This is a genomic window from Rhodanobacter sp. sgz306013 (genome assembly GCF_057031145.1).
This window is the reverse complement of the sequence record NZ_JBXCIJ010000002.1, coordinates 736,638-757,265: the sequence shown is the minus strand read 5'-3', so window position 1 is coordinate 757,265 and position 20,628 is coordinate 736,638. Positions and strand designations below refer to the sequence as shown.

Here is a 20,628-nt window from a genome sequence, read left to right as displayed (position 1 = left end):
CTCGATCCCTTCGGCCTGCCGGCGCTTTACTGCGCCGTCGGTGCCGTTGTTCCGTGACTCAGTAGGTGTAGATCCACTGCATGCCGGCCGTGGGACGGCGCACTGGGAAACCGCGCGGCGCCTGCAACGGCCAACCGGCGAACAGATCCCAGCTCAGGCCCCATCGCGAGCCGCGCACGCCCAGCACCGCACCACTCAGGCTGTGGCTGGCATAGCCGCTGACGGCATCGCCGCCGACGTGACCCACGTCCATGCCGCCGTACAGCAAGGCGCCCGTGCCACCGATCGGCAGGTTGAGCGTGTTGCGCCAGTAGTACCCATGGCGGCCGGCGAGCACCGTATTGCCGTCGTAGCCGCGCACCGTGTAGCGGCCGCCGAGGGTCAGGTCGTCTTCCGCATACAAGTGATCGCCGGTGGCCTGCCCATGCAGCTCGGACAACCACACCCACGGCGTGGAAAACATCAGGAACGGCGTACTCAGGCTGGCGTCGAGCGTGGCGAAGCCGTAACGGTGGGTGGGGCCGCCCGCGACGCTCGGTTGCCAGGCGCCACCCAGCCACGGCACGCCCCACCGGTAGGCGAGGCGCAAGTCGAGCTGCGAACGGCCCAGGTAGCGACGCTGGATCAGCGCCAGCTCCGCCGACGTCACCTGCCGCCGTTGGGTCTGGATCTGCACGCTGTCGATGTAGCTGTGCTCGTTGCGGGTGGCGACGGTCAGCTCCAGCGAGGTGCGGCTGTGCGCGTCACGATGCAGCAGGCGCGTGGCACTCGCGGCCGTGGTGCTCGAGGTGCCGGTGTAGGCGAAGGTCTGCAGCGAGCCGAACACCGACTGGCGATACGCGTAGTGCGACGAGGAGAGACTGAAGGTCCAGTTGCCCCACGGCACGCTGTAGTTGAAGTTGCCGCCGTGTGTTCCCTTTGTCCGGTCGAAATGGCCCAGGCTGTGCGTGTAGCCAACACTCAGCAGGTCGTTGATGCCCAAAGGCTGGTCAATGGCGAGGGTGAGGCCACCTTGTTCCTTGCCGGTGCTATATGCGCCACTGTCGTCGAGGTTGGCGATGATGCGCCAAGGCTTGCCGCGCGCGATGGTGAGCACCAGATCGGATGTGCCCGGGCGCGAGCCAGGGGCGATATCGATCTTCGCGTCCTGCGATGGCACGCGTTTGAGTTGTTCGAGACCCTGCTCGATCGCGCGCAGATTCAGCACGTCGCCGGGGCGGATCGGTAAGGCGCTGCGCCAGTTCACCTTGGCGGAACCCGGTGCGAAACGCACGGCACCCACCGTGCCGGCCAGCAGCGCCACGCGCAAACGACCGGTGGCGAGGTTCTGCTCCGGAACCACCAGCCGGCTGGTGACATAGCCGCGCACCAGCAGCAAATCCGACGCACGGTGCGCCAGCAGGCGCAATCCCTGCTGTCCCAGGCAGCGACCTCGGTAACCGTCGAGGTAGTTCTGCAGGAAACCGAAGTCCTCGCGGTACGCGCCTTCCAATTGCACGGTATCGATGCGAAAACACGGTGTTTCCGCAGGAACCGCCGTCAGGCGGTAGTCGAAGGCCTGCCCAGTGGGCAGCCGTACGTCCGGCGCCGAACGCAGCGCCTCGCGCTGCTGTGCCTGGCGCTGCGCACGCTCACGTTGCTCTTGTTGGGCCGTTGTCGTCTGGGCGTGCAGGATGGACGGCGTCGCGCATGTCGCCAGCACCAGCGCCCACACTCCCGGCGCCTGCCATCCTCGCGACGCACTCGCCCGCCGCCGCATTGAATCCGCGGCACACCGCTTTCCATCGATCGCTTGCATGCGTTCCCTGTGATCCTTATCGATCCCTGGCCACCCCTGTATCCACGCCACAATCCCTGTGTATGGCCTGGGCGATCGCCTCGCCCGCGAACATTTTAATGGAGCTTGCCGGGGCTATTCAGTAGGCGTCCGCCTACACAAAACGAAAGTTCTTGTAACGCTGCAAGCAAATACACGGCACCGCCTGCGCAGCGCGGCAGTGGAACCGGCCACGTTGGATTCGCTGGATTGGTTCAACACTCAAGCCACTGCTGGGCGCGATCGGGAATATCCCGTCGGTTTAAGCGGAAGCGGCTCGCTATCTGCACACGCTGCGATGCCCAAAGCGGCGTGACTCAAGCCAAACAGCCCCCGAAATTCCATGGGGCTTCAGCCTGCTAGATCGATTATTTGATGGATCCTGGACTTTTCTCCAGCCAATCCTCCAGCTGCTGCAGCACCTGACCCCGGCCCGGTTCGGTCTCGTTGAACAGCTCGTGGTAGAGCGCCGCGAAGTAGCGGGTGGTGAGCCTTTGGGTGCGCGCGGCGGCGGCAGAGAAATCGCGGCTGCCGGAGGCGTCGACCAGCGCGTCTTCGCCGGCCACCAGCAGCAGGGTGGGCGTTTCGAGGCGGTCGGCGTCGGCAATGCAGCTGGCGCCGGCGCGGAAGATGAAGTCGGCGAGGCGCGGGCTGACGCGGTCGTGGCACAGCGCATCGGCGCGATAGGCGGCGGCCACCTGCGGATCGTGGCTGAGGCGCTCCAGGTCGAGGCCGTTGCGCAGGCGCAGGTTCGGCAGCAGCTGTGCCAGCGTCGCGGCCAGCCGGCGCAAGCCGGCCGAGGCGTGGCTGCGCAGCGCGGGCGAGGACAGCACCAGCGCCCTTGGTGTGACCCGCTCGTCCAGCACGGCCCGCAGGGCCACCAGGCCGCCCATGCTGTGGCCAAGCAGGATCGGCGCGGCGCCCAGCGTGCGCGCATAGTCGGCGTACACCACGGACAGGTCCGCCGGCAGGTCGTCGGGATGCCTCAGTACGCCACGCGGTCCGGGGTTCTGGCCGTGGCCGCGCTGATCGTAGGCGCGCACGGAATAACCGAGCGCGTTGAACCAGCGCGCGAGACCTGCGTGGCGGCCGGCGTGCTCGCCCAGCCCGTGCACCAGCAGCACGCCTCCCCGCGCCCGCGGCAGCGGCCAGTCGTGCAGGCGCAGCGGCTGGCCGTCGGACATCTCCAGCCAAGCCGCGTCCGGCTTCCGTTCCGTGTCGTGCGCTCTGTGCGCCAATGGGTCTTGCTGTTTCACGCCTGCCTTTCCGTCATCGGTTGCACCGCGGTGCCGCACGGGGCCCGGAGGGAGCATGGTCCGCCATGCCCCTCCACAGCGCCGGTCAGTGCTCCATCACCCGCATGTCCCTGGTCAGCAGGTCGAGCTTGTCCTTCATTTCGGCCTGCGGCTGGTTGCCCGCGGTGCCGAAGAACGCGGTGTAAAGCACCTTGGGCGCCGTACCGGCGGTGGTCGGAGCGACCACGGTGTCGATCTTCATCAAGTCGTTTTCGTAGCGGGCCACGGCATTGAAGGGATACTGGCGTTCCGACAGCTTCTTCCAGCGACTGCTCATGTCGTCGTCCAGCCCGGACGGCGGCGCGATGTTGCGCTGGACGTTGACGTTGTTGTGGTCGTCGGAGGCGGTGTCCTTCCAGATCTCCACGTCGCCCACGTCCCACACCGGCTTGCCGTCGTCGAGGAAGAAGCGGAAACCCAGCCACAGCAGGTTGTCCGGCTTGACCGCCTGCAGCGAGGACGGATAGGTGAACGCCACGCGGGGCGAGGCGTAACTGAAGCGCTGGCCGTAGTCGTAGTCGATGCGGATGTCGTGTAGCGCGGCCGGCTGCAGCGCGGGCCGGCCGAGGAAGTCCTTCCACTGCGCCAGGGTGCCTTGGTAGGTGAGGTAGACGAAGCTGCTGAGCTCGTCCAGGTCCAGCATCGTGTCGTGCAGATGGGCGGGCGGCACGAAGCGCATCAGCATGATGCTGCCGTCCGGCACCGGCAGCGAGTACGCCACCACGAGGGCGTTGGCGTAGGGCAGCGGCCAGACGGCGACGTGCCACGGGCGCTGCCAGCGGTCCAGGTGGGTCGATTCGCGTACCGGCTTGCCGAGCGAGGTGATCTTGACCTTCTCGCTGGCGACCGGGCGCTGGAACAGCCCGGTGCGCGCCAGCAGGTCCATGCGCGCCTTCGCGTCGCCGTAGAACTTCGTCGCATCCGTCCCGTCGGGGCGGCGGATCTGGATCAGGCCGTTGCGCCCGGCCGCGCCAACGCGCACGTAGCCGTTGCCGTCCAGGGCGAAATAGCGCGCCTGCGTGTCGGTACGGCCCCATTCGCCGTCGCTGCCGCGCACGATCAGCGAGGGAAAGCCGTTGAGGATGGTCTGCTGGTGCAGCAGGCGCGCCGAACCCGCGCCGTTCGGGAACAGGTTGGCGGATTCGCGCGCCAGCAGCGCCTTCAGCTGGGCATCGCTGTTGGCGTCGATGCGCGACTGGAAATCGCGATAGAAGTCACCGAGGCTTTCGGGCAGGGCGAACTGGGCCTTGAGCTGGCCGTTCTGCACGGTATCGAACAGGTCGAGCTGGTAGGCGATGCGCGCGTCCATCACGGCCTTGCCGGCGGGGGCGTCCAGCACCTCGCGGATCGGCAGCGCGTAGTTGAGGTTCTCGTTGGCCGACTTCATCAGCACCACGCCGATCACCTTGCCGGCCTGGTCCAGCAGCGGGCCGCCGCTATTGCCGGGCGAGGCGGCGGCGGAGAAGCGCATCCACTTCCACGCACCCTCTTCCTGCTCGGGCGTGTCGGAGGTGTACAGGCCGTCGCGGATCACCACGCCGGTGCCGAGCGCGTTGCCCACCGCGTAGACCGCCGTGTTCAGGGTCGGCGTGCTGTCGATGGCCAGCGCGGCATCGCCGTCGGGTCGGCTGGCCAGCGAGAAGACCACGAAGTCCTTGCGCAGGTCGAACTGCTCGATCTTGTCGATCGGGTACACGTGGCCCTTGGCGTCGCGCAGCGCGGGCGCGCCCCACAGGCTGTCCAGGCCGGCGAGCAGCACGTGGCCGGCGGTGACGTAGCGGCCGTGGCCGATCGCGAACGCGGTGCCGATGGAGTAGTACTTGTCGGTGCGTTCCTGGTAGGGCAGCAGGTCGAGCGGCAGCGGCTTCTCGTAAGTCAGCGGATCGTTGGCCGGCTTGGCCTGCACCACCTCGAAGGTGGCCGCCTCGATTTGCGGCAGCGCCGCCGGATCCAGGGTGGCGGCGCGCGCCGCCGAAGTGCCGAGGCCCAGGCCCGACAACAACGCCAGCATGCCGATCCGGCCAAGACCGCGGAACGTCCAATCGCACCATGTACGCATACGTGTCCTTCGCATGGAGGCGCGGCCCGCGGACTCCCCTCGGCATCCTCGCGGACAGCGGCCAATGTGCATCTTGGCATGGTGACGCGGCGCTTGCATGGCCGGCGGCGGTCGCGCCGCGAGCGGAACGGGGGCATCCGCGCGGCGCTTGGCGGGCAGGCGGGGGCGCGTAGAATCGGAAGTCCCCGATCGCCATCGCTACCCGCCCGCATGCACGCGGATGTTGCCCCGCTAAACGGTTTCCACCCCGCCGTCGCCGCCTGGTTCGGTGGCCGCTTCGCCGCGCCCACCGCGGCGCAGGCGCAGGCGTGGCCGGCGATCCGCGGCGGTGGCCACGTGCTGGTGGCCGCGCCCACCGGCTCGGGCAAGACGCTCACCGCCTTCCTCGCCGCGCTCGATGCGCTGGTGCGCGAGGGTGTGGCGAACGGCGGCGCACTGCCGGACGAGACGCGGGTGGTCTACGTGTCGCCGCTGAAAGCGCTGTCCAACGACATCCACGTCAATCTGGAAGAGCCGCTGGAAGGCATCCGCGCCGAGCTGGCGAAGCGGGAGCTGCCCGACGTGGTCATCCGCACCGCGGTGCGCACTGGCGACACGCCGCAGGCCGAGCGCGCCTGGATGCGCAAGACGCCGCCGCACATCCTCGTCACCACGCCGGAGTCGCTGTACATCCTGCTCGGCTCCGCCTCCGGCCGCGAGATGCTGGCGAGCACGCGCAGCGTGATCGTGGACGAGATCCATGCCGTTGCCGGCAGCAAGCGCGGCGCGCATCTCGCGCTGACGCTGGAGCGATTGGATGCGCTGTGCCAGCGGCGCCTGCAGCGGATCGGGTTGTCGGCGACGCAGAAGCCGATCGAGGAAGTGGCACGGTTCCTCATCGGAGCTGCTTCTACTCCCTCTCCCCTCTGGGGAGAGGGTCGGGGTGAGGGGACAGTCTCGCCTCGATCTTCATCAGAGCGAGCTCTTGGAGATGTTTCCGCGAGCACCGACCCCTCACCCTGCCCTCTCCCCGAAGCGGAGAGAGAAAACTGCACCATCATCGACACGGGCCACGTGCGCAAGCGGGACCTTGCCCTCGAAGTCCCGCCCGTGCCGCTGGAAGCGGTGATGTCAAACGACGCGTGGGAACTGGTCTACAACCGGCTCGCGCAACTGGTGCAGGCCCATCGCACCACCCTGGTGTTCGTCAACACGCGGCGGCTGGCCGAGCGTGCGGCGCGGCATCTGTCCGAGCGCCTGGGCAAGGAGACCGTGGCGGCGCACCACGGAAGCTTGGCCAAGGAGCAGCGCCTCGACGCCGAGCAACGCCTCAAGCGCGGCGAATTGTCGGTGCTGGTCGCCACCGCCTCGCTGGAACTGGGCATCGACATCGGCGACGTGGATCTGGTCTGCCAGCTGGGTTCGCCACGCTCCATCGCCGCGTTCCTGCAGCGCGCGGGCCGTTCCGGTCACCATGTCGGCGGCACGCCGAAGGCGCGGCTGTTCCCCACCACGCGCGACGACCTGGTCGAATGCGCGGCTCTGCTCGATGCGGTGCGCCGCGGCGAGCTCGATGCACTGGTGCAGCCGGCGCAGCCGCTGGACGTGCTGGCACAGCAGATCGTCGCCGAGGTGGCCTGCCGCGAATGGGACGAGGACGGGTTGTATGCGCTGGTGCGCGGCGCGTATCCGTATCGCGCCCTGTCGCGGGCGGACTTCGACGCCGTGGTGCGCATGCTGGCCGAGGGGTTCACCACCCGCCGCGGCGCCCGCGCCGCCTACCTGCATCGCGACGCCGTGCATCGCCAGCTGCGCGCGCGGCGCGGCGCACGGCTGGTCGCGCTCACCTCCGGCGGCGCGATTCCCGACACCGCCGACTACCTCGTGGTGCTGGAACCGCAGGCCACGGTGATCGGCTCGGTGCACGAGGACTTCGCGGTGGAAAGCCTCGCCGGCGACATCTTCCAGCTCGGTAACACCAGCTACCGCATCCTGCGCGTGGAGCGCGACCGCCTGCGCGTGGAGGACGCGCATGGCGTGCCGCCCAGCATCCCGTTCTGGCTGGGCGAGGCGCCGGGACGCACGGACGAGCTCTCGTTCGCGGTGTCGCGGCTGCGCGAGGAAGTGGAAGCACGGCTTGGCGAAGGCGAGGAGCCGCAAGCGCTGGCGTGGCTGCGCGACGAACTGGGCCTGGGCGAAGCCGCCGCGCGGCAACTGGCCGAGTATCTGGCCGGCGCCAAGGCGGCGCTGGGCGTGCTGCCCACCCAGACCACCCTGGTGTTCGAGCGCTTCTTCGACGAGTCCGGCGGCACCCAGCTCGTCATCCACTCGCCGTTCGGCAGCCGCATCAACCGGGCCTGGGGCCTGGCGCTGCGCAAGCGCTTCTGCCGCCAGTTCAACTTCGAGCTGCAGGCTGCGGCCACCGAAGACGCGATCGTGCTGTCGCTGTCCACCAGCCACAGCTTTCCGCTGGAGGAGGTGGCGCGCTACCTGCACTCGGCCAGTGCCGAGCACGTGCTGGTGCAAGCCCTGCTCGACGCGCCGCTGTTCCCGGCGCGCTGGCGCTGGAACGCGGTCACCGCGTTGGCGCTGCCGCGTTTCATCGGCGGCAAGAAAACCCCGCCGCAGCTGCAGCGCATGAAGAGCGAGGACCTGCTCGCCGCGGTGTTCCCGGACCAGGTCGCCTGCCTGGAGAACATCGTGGGCGAGCGGCAGATTCCCGACCATCCGCTGGTGGCGCAGACCCTGCACGACTGCCTGCGCGAGGCGATGGACGTCGACGGCCTGCTGCGCCTGCTGCGCGCGCTGGAGGGCGGCGCGATCCGCCTCGTCGCGCGCGATCTTGCCGCACCCAGCCCGCTCGCCGGTGCGGTGCTCAATGCCGCGCCCTATGCCTTCCTCGACGACGCGCCGCTGGAGGAACGCCGCACCCGTGCCGTACGCCAGGACAGCCCGACCGGCGCCGGCGACCTGGGCCGGCTCGACCCCGCGGCCATCGCCGCGGTGCGCGCCGAGGCTTGGCCCGAGGTGCGCAGTACGGACGAGATGCACGAGGCGCTGGACGCGCTGGGCGGCGTCACCGCGGACGAGGCAGCGGCGAACGGAGGATGGGACGACAAGCTGCACGCGTTGGCCAAGGACCAGCGCGCCACGCGCTTGTCTCCCTCCCCGGATGCCCCGACCGAGAGAAGGGATGACGGTGTGTGGGTTACCGCGGAAAAGCTGCCGCTATGGCAGGCCGTGCATCCAGGGGCTGCACTGCATCCCGCCATCGGCGCGCCCGCCGAATACGCGGCACAGGTGTGGACCCGCGAGGATGCCTTGCGCGAACTCGTGCGCGGCCGCTTGCTGGGCCTGGGTCCGGTGACGGTGGATGCGCTGGCCGCGCCGCTGGGCGTGGCGCCCGCCGACGTGAAAGCAGCGCTGCTGCGACTGCAGACCGAGGGCTACGTGATCCAGGGCCGCTTCGACCCGGACGTTGCCGAGACGCAATGGTGCGAGCGCCACCTGCTGGCGCGCATCCACCGCTACACCCTGGGCCGCTTGCGCCGCGAGATCGAGCCGGTGAGCCGGCGCCAGCTGATGCGTTTCCTGCTCGACTGGCAGCACGCGAGCGCCGCCACGCAACTGCGCGGACCCGACGCGTTGCCGGCGGTGCTGGCCCAACTGGAGGGCTACGAAGCCGCGGCCGGCGCCTGGGAGGCGGAGATCCTGCCCGCGCGCATCGCCGATTACTCGGCCGGCTGGCTGGACGAGCAATGCCGTGCCGGCCGCATCGGCTGGAGCCGCCTGCGCGCGGGCGGCGGCAGCGGCCCGGTGCGTGCCACGCCCATCGTGTTGTTGCCGCGCCGGAAGATGGCCGTCTGGACGGCCGTCGCGCAAGACGATTCGCCGCAGGAAAGCCTGTTGTCCTCGCGGGCGCAGGCGGTGGCCGACGCGCTGCGCGAACACGGCGCGCTGTTCTTCGACGAGTTGCAGTCGATCGCGCACCTGCTGCGCACCGAACTGGAGGATGCGCTGGGCGAGCTGGTCGCCGCCGGCCGCGCCAGCGCGGACAGCTTTGCCGGCTTGCGCGCCCTGCTGCTGCCCGCGGCGAAGCGCGAGGCGCCGCGGCATCGGCGCATGCGCCGGCACACGTTCGGCGGCATCGAGGATGCAGGACGCTGGTCGCTGATCCGTTCCCAGGCACAGGACCAGCCCCCTGCCTCGATGCCTTCCCCGGAGGGGAAAGGGAGCGATGGCGTCGCTTCGCGCGGGACTGGCCCGACGGAAGCCGACGCCGTGGAACACGTGGCCCGCACCCTGCTCGCCCGCTACGGCGTGGTGTTCTGGCAGCTGCTGGAGCGCGAGGCGCCGTGGCTGCCGCGCTGGCGCGAGCTGCTGCGCGTGTATCGGCGGCTGGAGGCGCGCGGCGAAATCCGCGGTGGCCGTTTCGTGGAAGGCCTGGTGGGCGAACAGTTCGCCTTGCCGGAGGCGATCGCGCCGCTGCGTGCGATCCGCCAGCGCGCGGACGATGGCGAGCTGGTCGTGGTGGGCGGTTGCGATCCGCTGAATCTGGTGGGCAGCGTGCTGGCGGGCGACAAGGTGCCGGCGGTGGCCGGCTCGCGCGTGCTTTATCGCGATGGCATGCCGTTGGCGGCGCAGGTCGCGGGACGCTTCGTGCCGCTGGCGGAGCTGTCCTCCGCCGAGACGCAGGCGGCGTGGCAGGCACTGCAGTTGCGCGCGGCGCGGCGCCGCACCGCCTGAGTGGCGTTCACGGTCCGTCCGGGCGCAAGGGATCGCCGGAACGCCGTGGATAAAGGAAGGGCGCGTTGTCGGGCCGGTGGCTGCACGGCCCGCCCCGCGCGGGGGCGGGGGGCGGGCAAAGAGCTGGTGTCCTCAGGGCCCGGCTTCCAGCGACACCTGGCCCAATGCGTACAGCGGGCCGTCGATGGGCGCGGTGTAGATCAGGCACAGGCTGTGTTCGCCGCTCTGCGCGGGCAGCTTCGCGTCCAGCTTGAACTGGCGCGGGCTGTGCGCGGGGTCGGGCAGCGGCATCGTGGCGAGTACCGGGCCGTCGCAGCGGTCGGCATGCACCACCAGCTCGCCGAACGGCGTGCTGTGCGGGCGCGAGACCACAAGCTTCTGCTCGTGCGCCAGCGCGAAGTTGCGCTCCAGGCGCACCGCGTCGACATGGATCGCGGTGACGCCATCCATCAGCGTGGGCGGGAACAGCTGGCAGGTGTCGAACACGTTCACTGCATACACCGGCTGGGTGCTGGTCGCGTCGGGCATCGGCTGCACGCGGAGGCGGAAGTCGCTGCCGGGGCAGTTCGCCAGTTCCGTGCCGGGCAGGCTGAGCAGCGCGGCGCGGTCGAGCACGCGTTCGCGCGGCGCGGACAGCGCGCTGCCGTCGGCGGCGAAGCTGGCGGCGCGCACGGTGGCGGGCAGCGCCACGTTCAGTGGCGCGTCGTAGCGCGGCGAGGCCGGCGTGGGCGTGCCGCCGTCCAGCGTGTAGTGGATGGCGCCGAAGCCGCTCTGGTCGGAAAGCGTCACCGTGGCCTTGCCCGTGGCCAGCGCCACGTTGCGGTCCACCTGGATGTCCACCGCGAAGGCGCTGTCGGCGTAAGCGACGCGCTGCGCGCGATGGCGCGCGAGCTGTGCCGGCAGGCGGGCGAGGAAGCCGGGCCAGTCGTTCGACGCGGCCGGCGACCAGGCCACTTCGCCGAGCGCGTCCAGCCGTGGGAACACGGCGTGCTCCACGTGCGCCATCGTCGGCAGGTGCTCGGTCCATACATTGGCCTGCACGCCCAGCACGTGCTTCGCCTGCGCGGCGTTGAGCACGTCGGGCACCGCGCGGAAAGCGTAGACGTCCTGCAGCGACTCCACGCCGAGGCGGCCGGCGTATTCGTCGGCGAGATCGCCCTGCACGTGGTCGAAGTAGAGGTCCGGCGAGGGCGACATCACCACGTCGTGGCCGAGCAGCGCGGCCTTGATCGCGCCGTCGATGCCGCGCCAGGACATCACGGTGGCGTCCGCGGGCAGGTTGTCGCCTTCGAGGATCTCGTCCCAGCCGATCAGCTTGCGGCCATGCTGGTCGAGGTACCGGCCGATGCGGCCGATGAACCAGCCCTGCAAGGCATCTTCGCTGGTGATGCCGAGCGCGCGCATCTTCGCCTGCACCGCCGGCGAGGCCTGCCACTGGTCCTTGATCGCCTCGTCGCCGCCCACGTGGATGTACTGCGAGGGGAACAGCGCCATCACCTCGTCGAGCACGTGGTCGATGAAGGTGAAAGTGTCGTCGTTGACGTTGTACAGCCAGGGGTTCACGCCGGAGTCGACGGAAACCTGCGGCCGCCGGCCGGTCACACCGATCTGCGGATACGAGGCCACCGCCGCCTGCGCGTGGCCGGGCATGTCCAGCTCCGGCACGATGGTGACGTGGCGCGCGGCGGCGTAGGCCACCACGGCGCGGATCTGCTCCTGCGTGTAGTAGCCGCCGTAACGCTGCGGTTCGCCGTCGTGGCCCGCATCCGGCGGGGTGCGCCAGGCGCCGATCTTCGTGAGCTCGGGATAGCGCTTGATCTCGATGCGCCAGCCCTGGTCGTCGGTGAGGTGCCAGTGCAGTACGTCGAGCTTGAGCTGGGCCATCTGGTCGATCAGCTTCTCGACCTCGGGCACGCTCTGGAAATGGCGCGCGGAGTCCAGCATCAACCCGCGCCAGGCGAAGCGCGGCCAGTCGCGGATGGACAGCGCGGGCACGTCCACCGCGCCGTGCCTGGCGTCGGGCGTGAGCAGCTGGTACAGGGTGACCGCGCCGTGGAACAGGCCGGCGTCGTCGCGCGCCGTGACGTGGATACCCTGCGGCGTGACGTCCAGCGCGTAGCCTTCGGCCTGTGCTACCGGTGCCTGCGGGTCGCGCTCCAGCACGATGGCGTGCGCGGCGCCGCCGTCGGCGGCCAGGTGCAGCCGCAGGCCGCGCGTGCGCGCGACGAGGCCGATCAGGTAGTCCGCGGTCTGTTTCGTCGCGGCATCGCGGCTGGCGAGCACGATCGGCGTGGACGCGTCCACGCTGAAGCCGCCGTGCTGCAGCCTGAGCTGCGCCGGCAGCGGAATCAGGGAAGGTGGCGCCGCGTCGTCGGCGCGGGCGACATGCGCCGGCAGCAGGGCGAGCGCGAGCAGCAGGCAGGCGCAGCGGGGCAGCAAGGCAAGACGATTCATCGGCAGCTCCTGCAGTGGAGGACGCAACACTCCCCCTCCCCATGCGTGGGAGGGGGCTCATGAAAGTCAGCATGCCATTGCCGGGGCTTCTCCAGACAAAAAGACGGGCCCGCAAAGTACTGCCGGGCCCGCTCGGGGAGAGTGCAGGCCATCCCTGGCCCGCGTGGATGTCGCGGTGCAGCGGGTGGATCAGAACTTGAAGTTCAGGTTCAGGTAGTACTGGCGGCCGTTGTCGTAGAAGTAGTACGGCTGGTCGCCGAACGCCGTGCTCTTGGTGTAGTACCTCAGCTTGGCGTTGTTGAGGTTCATGGCGTCGAAAGTCACCGACATCATGTCGTTGATGTTGTAGCCCACCGACGCCGCGAGGTTGCCGATGCCCGCCTGGTAGAAGTTGTCGGCGCGGCTCACGCCGGCGTAGAACGACGAGCGGTAGGTGTAGCTGACGCGCGCGTTGAACTTCGCGTTCTCGAAGAACGCCGAAACGTTGGCAGTGGTCTTCGAGTTGCCCATCAGCGGCTGGTTGCTGTCGGCATGGCCGGCGCCGTAGGTGTAGTTCGCCGACACGCCGAAGTTGTCGCCGATCGGCTGGATGTAGTTCAGCTCCACGCCCTTGACGCTGCCGTTCACGTTCGACGGCACGCTGACCAGGTAGTCGGTGAACACGTCATGGCCGGCGGTGGCGCTCTGCTGCATGTTCTTGAAGCTCATGGTGACGTTGCTGAAGTTCACGTAGTCCTTCAGCTGCATCGAGAACACGCCGAACGACAGCAGGCCGCGTGGCGCGAAGTACCACTCCAGCGAACCGTCGAAGTTGGTGGAGACCAGCGGCTTGAGCTTGGGATTGCCGCCACTGCCGGCCAGAGTCAGGTCATTCAGCGAGATGAAGCCGGCCAGCGAGGAGTAGTCGGGCCGCGTCATCGTCTGCGACACGGCGAAGCGCGCCAGCAGGTCGTCGGTGAGGTTGAACTTGATGTTCGCGCTGGGCAGCAGCTTGCCGTAGCTGTGATGGTAGGTGTTCCAGTAGTAGTCGCCGAAGGCCGAGCCGGTGATCGGGCCGATGGCACCGCTCTCGATCGGGCTGGTGCTGGAGTAGCTGATGTTTTCCTTGGTGTTGACGTAGCGCAGGCCGACGTTGCCGCTCCAGCGGTCGCCGTCGAAGTTCGCCTGGAAGTAGGCCGCACCGTCCTTCTCGTTGACCTTGTAGATGTCGTTGAAATAGAAGCGGGCCACCGGATCGCGGTTGGCGAACTTCGCATCGAAGGCGGCCAGCTGGGACGGCGAGTAGTACCAGATGTTGCTGGGGAAGCTGCCGCCCACGCTGCTGGCCAGGTCGCTCGGGTAGTTCGACCAGCTGGTCGGGTAGTTGGCGAGGTTCTGCCAGTCGCCCGTGGGACCCTGGGCGATGCTGCGCAGGTTCTCGCGCGTGTGGTCGGCGTAGCGCACGCCGAACTGCAACGAGGACAGCGCGCCCTGGTCGAAGTCGAACTCGCCGTCGCCCTGCACCCAGTTTTCCTTGTCCTTCGCGTCGATGCCGTTCTCGCCGAAGATCCAGCCGGCCGAGGGCAGGATCGCGTTGGGCGAGCTGTTGTCGCCGCCGACGGTCCAGTTGGTGGGCTGGCCGGTGCCGCGGATGTTCCAGCTCGCGGCCGCGCCGGGCTGTGCGCCCAGTTCCAGCACGTCCTGGGTCGGGCTCTTGCCGGCGCCGTGGGTGGTGCCGATCTCGCCCTTGAAGCTCAGGCTGTCGGTGGCGCGCCAGTCCGCATCGAAGGTCACGTAGTTGGAGCTGGACTCGGCGCCCGGACGCGAGATCTGGTCATACACCACGGACGGGTTGGTGTTGCCCGCCACCTGCGCGAAGTTCGCGTTGGTCAGCACGTGGTTCTGCACGGTGTAGCCCGGCTGCAGGCCGCCCTGGTTGATGAACTGGCTGGTCCACAACATGTAGTTGCGGTTGAAGTTGTCGGCCTTCAGCGTGGTGGCGAAGCCGTTGAGGTTCAGCGTCAGGTTGTCGGCGGGCTTCCACTCCAGGTCGATCGCGCCGCCCTTGCGGGTGCGGGTCTGGGTGAAGAAGGTGGAGCCGATTTCCTGCGGGTAGTAGACACCGGCGAGGTCGGGGTGGGCGACGGCGACGGCATCGGTGGCAGCGATCTGGTTGTAGCCGCCGATCAGTTCCTGGCCGTTGCGCTGCAGGCTGCGCTTCTCGTAGAAGCCCTGCACCATCACGCCGAAGGTGTTGTCGTCGTTCTTCCAGTTGAACAGGCCACTGGCCTGCGGCTTGGTCGAACTGGGCAGGTCGGAGTACACGCCGCCGACCGACACCGCACCGGTCGTCTGCTTGGCGAATTCCAGCGGCTTGCGGGTGATGATGTCCACCGTGCCGGTGGCGCCGCCTTCCTGCAGGCGGGCCTCGGAGCTCTTGTGCACCACCACCTCGCTGACGATTTCCGAGGGCAGCAGGCTGTAGCTCACGCTGCGGCCCACGGTCGAGGTCTGCGACAGCACGAACCAGTCGCCGGTGCCGATGGTGTGGCCGTTGACCAGGGTCTGAGTCATGCTGGGGTTGGTGCCGCGCAGGCTGACGCGGTCGTTCTCGTCGAAGCCGCCTTCGCTGGCGCTGGCCGAGCTGATGTTGACGCCGGGCAGGCGCTGCAGCGTATCGGCCACGTTCTTCACCGGCAGCTTGCCGATGTCCTCGGAGGTCACCACCTCGACGTGCGAATTGGCGTCCTTCTTCAGGGCCAGCGAGGCCGCCTCGGTGGCGCGGATGCCGGTGACGGTGACCGACGGCAGCTGCGTCACGCTTTTCTTGTTCGGCGCATTGGTCTGGGTACCGTTCTGGTTCTGCGTGGCGTCCTGCGCATACGCGCCGACGGACAGGCACAGGCCGGCGACGATGCTCGCGGCGAGCAGTGTCTTGCGATGGTTCATGATGTCCTCCCCTCAGAGGGCTGTTTGGTCCAAGACCGGGTTGTGGTTGTTTGACGGCGTTCGGCGCCGTGTCGCTAGAGCGGTGGCATGGCTCGATCTCCCTGCCGCTCGTCCAGAAACCAGCCGGCGGCGCCGATGACACCTAGCTGGCCGTGCTCGATCAGTCGTACGGGAACCTTCTGCAGGTAGGCGCGCATCACGCCCTTGTTGAAGTAGCGTTCGGCGAAGCTGCTGGCGCGCAGGAAGCCGTGGATCTGCGGCAGGATGCCGCCGGCGAGGAACACGCCGCCGCTGGCGCCGTACAGCATCGCCAGGTCGCCGGTGAAACTGCCGAGCAGGCCGCAGAACACCTCGAGCGTTTCCAGCGCGGCCGCATCGTGCCCGGCCAGCGCGGCGCCGGTGATTTCCGCCGGCGTCATCAAGGACACCGCGCAGCCACGCAGCTCGCACAGCGCGTGGTAGAGCTTGAGCAGGCCGGGACCGGACAGCGCATCCTCGCAGGAGACATGCGTGCGGCTGCGCGCCAGCACGCGCAGGATCTCGATCTCGCGTTCGTTGCCGGGCGCCAGCGCGATCTGGCCGGCCTCGGTGGGCAGCACCTGGGCATGGCCGCCGCTGCGCGGCAACAGCACCGCCGACCCCAGTCCGGTGCCCGGCCCCATCACCAGCACCGGGCCGCGCGGCGCCGGCTGCGCGGTCTCGATCACCGGCAGCGTCTCCTCCACGCTCAGGAACTGGGTAGCCCAGGCCACTGCCTCGAAGTCGTTGATCACTTCCAGCTGGGCCAGGCCGAGCTGTTCGCGCAGCGCGGCTATCGACACCGGCCAGGGCAGGTTCTCGTTGACGATGCTGTCGTCCAGCACCACGCCGGCGCTGGCCACCACGCAGCGGCGGATGCTCCCCTGCAGCGGAGCATGGCCGGCGATCGCCAGCTGCGCCACGAAGTCGCGCAGCAGGCTGCCGAGGTCGGACCAGTCGGCGCACAGGTAGCGGTGGTAGTGCAGCACGCGGACCGGCTGACGGTCGCCGGGCGTGCCGAGCATCAGGCCGATGCGTGCGTGGGTGCCGCCGACGTCGGCGGCGAGGAACGGTTCGCCCTGGCCGAGCACGCCGTGCGGCGCCGACGCGCGCGGCGGCGTCTGGGCGGCGTGACGCTGGCTGGCGAACTCTCCCACGTGGATTTCCCCTTTGTCCGCTGCGGCCGGACGGCGCGGCGCGTGCGTTGCGCGCGGCCGCCGGCCAACGATGTTCACGGAGTCTGGAAGCGGCATGACAACGTTGTCAAGTGACTGTCCCGAAATTTTCACCATCGTCTGCCAAGCCTTGCAACATGACCGTTGGCAGGGGGCGGGGCACTGGATCGATTTAAATTTTGCCGACATGCCGAAGTCCGGCGCTTCGGGCCTCGCCACGCGCGACGGTAACGAAAAGCACACGTGGGAGCGCACCCTGTGCGCAATGACTGTTGGTCACGCCCCGGGACCAAAAACGTCGCGCACAGGGCGCGCTCCTGCAGGCGTCCGGTGGCGCGTTGGCGACTGCCGGTTGACAACGTTGTACTTTGCAGCCAATAAAGGCGCTTCGGCGGCCGCTGCTGCCGTTATGCTCACGGCCGTCCACGCCGTTACTCGGGGAGAGTCTTCATGGCAAGCACGCTGGCGGCCGCGCCGTCCGAACGCTCCAACATCGGCCCGATGGTCATCATCGGCGTGCTGTTTTTCATCATGGGTTTCTTCACCTGGCTCAACGGGCCGTTGATCTCCTTCGTGAAGGTGGCCTTCACCCTGGATGACATCAACGCGTTCCTGGTGCCGTTCGCGTTCTACCTCTCCTACTTCGTGCTCGCGCTGCCGGCCGGTGCGGTGCTCAAGCGCACCGGCATGAAGAAGGGCATGGCGCTGGGATTGTTCGTGATGGCCATCGGTGCGGCGCTGTTCGCCGAATTCGTGCGCATCCGCGTCTACCCGGGCGCGCTGACCGGCCTGTTCGTGATCGGCGCGGGCCTGTCCCTGCTGCAGACCGCGTCCAATCCCTACATCAGCATCCTCGGCCCGATCGAGAGCGCCGCGCAGCGCATCGGCGTCATGGGCATCTGCAACAAGGTCGCCGGCGCGATCGCGCCGCTGGCGTTCGGCGTGCTGGTGCTGAAAGGCATCGACGCGTTCATCGGCAAGGTCACCGCGATGCCCTCCGGCCCGGACCGCGAAGCCCTGCTCAACGATTTCGCCGCGCGCGTGTACTGGCCCTACATGGCCGTGGCCGGCCTGCTGGTGCTGATCGCGGTGGTGATCGTTTTTTCCGCGTTGCCGGAAATCAAGCCGACCGGCGCGAACAGCGAGCGCTCGGTGGGCCACGGCAAGGGCGGCATCTTCAGCTTTCCGCACCTGTGGCTCGGCGTGCTGTGCCTGTTCCTCTACGTGGGCGTGGAAGTGATGGCGGGCGACGCCATCAACACCTACGGCCAGGGTTTCGGGCTGCCGCTGCAGGTCACCTCGCACTTCACCACCTACACCATGGTGGCGATGCTGGTGGGTTATCTGGTGGGTTCGGCGCTGATCCCACGCGTGGTCACGCAGCAGCGCTACCTCGCCGTGTCGGCGGTGCTCGGCGTACTGTTCGCGCTGGGCGCGTTCGTCACCCACGGCTATGTGTCGGTGGCCTTCGTCGCCGCGCTGGGCTTCGCCAACGCGATGATGTGGCCGGCGATCTTCCCGCTGGCGATCAAGGGGCTGGGCAGCCACACGGAGCTGGGCTCGGCGCTGCTGATCATGGGCATCGTGGGCGGGGCACTGCTGCCGCAGGTGTTCGTGCACCTGAAGCAGGTCATCGATTTCCAGCTGGCGTTCGTGATCGTGATCGTGCCCTGCTACCTGTACATCCTGTACTACGGCCTGCGCGGCCACCGCGCCGGCCAGCACGTGGCGGGTTGAGCCCGATGCGGCAGCCATGCGGCCGTCCGCTAGACTGTGCCGCGCGCCGGCGCGGCCGCGTGGCCGCGCCCCGCGTCCTTCCGTCCCACGGCATCTGAGGTTCCCCGGTTGCGCAGCGCCACGATCAAGGATGTAGCCGAGCAGGCGGGCGTCTCGCTGAAGACGGTCTCCCGGGTGATCAACAACGAGCCCTCGGTGCACGCGCGCACGCGCGAGAAGGTACAGCGCGCGATCGAGGCGCTGGACTACCGGCCCGATCCCTCCGCGCGCAGCCTGCGCAGCACGCGCGCCTATGCGGTGGGCCTGGTCTACGACAACCCCAACCCGCACTACATCATCAGCATGCAGAGCGGTGTGCTGGCGGCCTGCCGCAAGAGCGGCTACGGCCTGCAGATCCATCCCTGCGATTCCACTTCGCCGCGGCTGGCCGAGGAGCTGGTCGCGCTGGTCGGCAACGCCAGGTTGGCCGGCCTGGTGCTGGCGCCGCCGATGTCCGAGCAGCCCGAGCTGATCCGCAAGCTGGCGGCGGCGAAGATCCCGTTCATGCGGATAATCTCCGCGCGGCAGGACCCCAAGGACGGCTATCCCTGCGTCTACGTGGACGACCGTGACGCCGCCTATGCGATCACCGAGCACCTGATCCAGCTCGGCCATACCCGCATCGGCTTCTTGTGGGGAGGCCGCGACCACCGTTCCAGCCCCGAGCGCTACCAGGGCTACGAGGACGCGCTGAAGGACTACGGCATCGCCCTGGACCGCAAGCTGATCCTGCCTGGCGACTACTCCTTCGACGACGGCTTCCGCGGCGCGCGCAAGCTGCTCGCGCTGAAGGATCGCCCCACCGCGATCTTCGGCTCCAACGACGAGATCGCCGCCGGCGTGCTCGCCGCGGCGCACTCCAGCGGCCTCAACGTGCCGTGGGAACTCTCCATCGCCGGCTTCGAGGACAGCCCGTTCTCCAAGCAGTCCTGGCCTGCGCTCACCACCGCGCGCCAGGCCACCGAGGAAATCGCCCGCCACGCGGCCCAGCGGCTGATCGCCAACCTGCAGCACGCGGCCAACGGCGAGCCGCTGGAGGAGGGCAACGAGGGCTTCAGCCCGGAACTGGTCGTGCGCGGTTCCACTGCGCCGCTGCGGAGCGCGCCGGCGAAGCGCTGAGCGCGCGCCTATTTCCCCTCGCTACTGCGATATTCCTCCTCTCCCCCAACAGCTTCATCGTTGGAGGAGAGGGTTGGGGTGAGGGGGGGCTTTTACTTCTGCCCGTTGGGGAGTTTCAAAGCGGTTTCGAGCGCCTGCCGGCGCTCGAGTTACTTTTCTCTTGCGTGGCCAAGAGAAAAGTAACCCAAAGAGAAGGCCACCCCGGTTGGCGCTCTCCGGGCATCCTGCCCTGCGAGTCCGTGAGGCGTGGTCGGGCTTTTCGAGCGGGCTCCTGCCCGCGCGAAAAGGCGAGGTCATCCATGACCTCGCCCGCCGTGCGGCCTTCTCGTCCCCGCCTCACCGCCGCCCAGGGGCCCCGCAAGAGCAGGCGCGCATAGTGCGCGCCAGAAGCAACCGCAGGGCGCCGTGCATTGCGCGGCGCCTTTGCTTTGGCTGTTCTGAAAAGTGCGCGCCGGGAGCGCGCTGCTTTTCCGGGGCCCCTATGGCGCGGCGGGTGGGTGAAGGAAAGTCCGCAGGATGGCCCGCAGGGATGCGGGCCAGTTTTTCGCCGGGACAGGAGTCCCGTCGAAAAACCCCGTAGCCCGGCCGCGCACCCGGAAGGCAGGATGCCTGGAGGGCGCGCCATCGGGGTGGCCTCTCTTTTGGTTACTTTTCTCTGGCCACGCAGAGAAAAGTAACTCGGGCCGCGGCCGCGGCTCGAAACCGCTTCGAATCTGGCGGAAGAAGAGCAAGAGCCCCTCTCCTCCGGCCATTCTCCCGCAAGCGGGAGAGTGGAAAACAAGGTCGCCGCGAGCACCTGCCCCTCACCCCGGCGGGGAGAGGGAGAAAGCGCGGCGACAACGCGCCAACCCTCACTCGCTGTAGTCAGCGATATAGATCAACCGCCCGTCATGCTGGCGAAACTCGCTGCGCCCTTCGAGCGCGATCGACTGCCCCGCGCGTACGCCGTTCGGCAGGTCGACCGCGAAGGTGCCCTCGAAGTGGATGCTGGCGTGGGCGCTGTCGCCGTCTTCGCGCCATGCGGTGATGGTTTGGCGGCGCATCGAGAACAGGTGGCGCGAGCTTTCGGCGAGGTGGCGCAGCTCGGCGATGCCGACGGTGCGCACGCTGAGTGCGCCGGCGGTGTAGTTCTCGAACACCACTTCGTCCTGCATCGTCGCCAGCATGGCGGCGACGTCCATGCGGTTGTAGGCGTCGAGGTAGCGGTCGACCAGGCTGCGCATGTCCGTTCCGGCTTGAGGCGGGGCGTGCATTTCAGCACGC

Annotated in this window: 10 protein-coding genes; 3 read left to right on the top strand and 7 right to left on the bottom strand. The window is 68.6% G+C overall.

Annotated features, from left to right (window positions below; translation table 11 throughout):
* Positions 1-58: 58 nt before the first annotated feature.
* From AC2EWF_RS08295 to AC2EWF_RS08285, 3 genes are all read right to left on the bottom strand, one after another.
* Positions 59-1,702 carry a ShlB/FhaC/HecB family hemolysin secretion/activation protein gene (locus AC2EWF_RS08295; RefSeq protein WP_483638886.1) on the bottom strand — a complete coding sequence of 548 codons (1,644 nt, stop codon included), beginning with the start codon at positions 1,700-1,702 and terminating at the stop codon, positions 59-61.
* 482 nt (positions 1,703-2,184) lie between these two features.
* The gene (locus AC2EWF_RS08290) at positions 2,185-3,072 is read right to left on the bottom strand and encodes a lysophospholipase (protein WP_483638885.1); all 888 of its coding nucleotides are present in this window, start codon (positions 3,070-3,072) and stop codon (positions 2,185-2,187) included.
* 85 nt (positions 3,073-3,157) lie between these two features.
* Positions 3,158-5,122 carry a S1 family peptidase gene (locus tag AC2EWF_RS08285; RefSeq protein WP_483638884.1) on the bottom strand — a complete coding sequence of 655 codons (1,965 nt, stop codon included), beginning with the start codon at positions 5,120-5,122 and terminating at the stop codon, positions 3,158-3,160.
* Between the two features lie 258 nt (positions 5,123-5,380).
* Between AC2EWF_RS08285 and AC2EWF_RS08280 the strand changes: the two genes are divergently transcribed.
* Complete coding sequence (locus AC2EWF_RS08280) at positions 5,381-9,895, top strand: DEAD/DEAH box helicase (protein WP_483638883.1); 4,515 nt, start codon at positions 5,381-5,383, stop codon at positions 9,893-9,895.
* Positions 9,896-10,027: 132 nt separating this feature from the next.
* Here AC2EWF_RS08280 and AC2EWF_RS08275 read toward each other — a convergent pair whose 3' ends face one another.
* The 3 genes from AC2EWF_RS08275 to glk form a co-directional block, all read right to left on the bottom strand.
* Positions 10,028-12,349, bottom strand: coding sequence for a beta-N-acetylhexosaminidase (locus AC2EWF_RS08275; RefSeq protein WP_483638882.1), 2,322 nt, complete (start codon positions 12,347-12,349; stop codon positions 10,028-10,030).
* 189 nt (positions 12,350-12,538) lie between these two features.
* On the bottom strand, positions 12,539-15,277 hold the full coding sequence (locus AC2EWF_RS08270) for a TonB-dependent receptor (RefSeq protein WP_483638881.1): 2,739 nt from the start codon (positions 15,275-15,277) through the stop codon (positions 12,539-12,541).
* Between the two features lie 74 nt (positions 15,278-15,351).
* Entirely contained in the window at positions 15,352-16,452 is a 1,101-nt protein-coding gene (gene glk / locus AC2EWF_RS08265) for a glucokinase (RefSeq protein WP_483638880.1), read from the bottom strand.
* Between the two features lie 468 nt (positions 16,453-16,920).
* Between glk and AC2EWF_RS08260 the strand changes: the two genes are divergently transcribed.
* Positions 16,921-18,207: a sugar MFS transporter gene (locus AC2EWF_RS08260; protein WP_483638879.1), complete on the top strand. Its 1,287-nt coding sequence runs from the start codon at positions 16,921-16,923 to the stop codon at positions 18,205-18,207.
* 108 nt (positions 18,208-18,315) lie between these two features.
* Positions 18,316-19,365 (top strand): LacI family DNA-binding transcriptional regulator, encoded by a 1,050-nt coding sequence (locus AC2EWF_RS08255; protein WP_483638878.1) that lies wholly within the window; start codon positions 18,316-18,318, stop codon positions 19,363-19,365.
* A gap of 851 nt (positions 19,366-20,216) precedes the next feature.
* Here the strand turns inward: AC2EWF_RS08255 and AC2EWF_RS08250 are convergent.
* Positions 20,217-20,588, bottom strand: coding sequence for a nuclear transport factor 2 family protein (locus AC2EWF_RS08250; protein ID WP_483638877.1), 372 nt, complete (start codon positions 20,586-20,588; stop codon positions 20,217-20,219).
* Between the last annotated feature and the right edge of the window lie 40 nt (positions 20,589-20,628).

Coding starts and splice junctions, on each gene's coding strand:
- AC2EWF_RS08285 (WP_483638884.1), bottom strand. CDS start 5,122: ATGCTGGCGTTGTTGTCGGGCCTGGGCCTCGGCACTTCGGCGGCGCGC.
- AC2EWF_RS08280 (WP_483638883.1), top strand. CDS start 5,381: ATGCACGCGGATGTTGCCCCGCTAAACGGTTTCCACCCCGCCGTCGCC.
- AC2EWF_RS08275 (WP_483638882.1), bottom strand. CDS start 12,349: ATGAATCGTCTTGCCTTGCTGCCCCGCTGCGCCTGCCTGCTGCTCGCG.
- AC2EWF_RS08270 (WP_483638881.1), bottom strand. CDS start 15,277: ATGAACCATCGCAAGACACTGCTCGCCGCGAGCATCGTCGCCGGCCTG.
- AC2EWF_RS08260 (WP_483638879.1), top strand. CDS start 16,921: ATGGCAAGCACGCTGGCGGCCGCGCCGTCCGAACGCTCCAACATCGGC.
- AC2EWF_RS08250 (WP_483638877.1), bottom strand. CDS start 20,588: ATGCGCAGCCTGGTCGACCGCTACCTCGACGCCTACAACCGCATGGAC.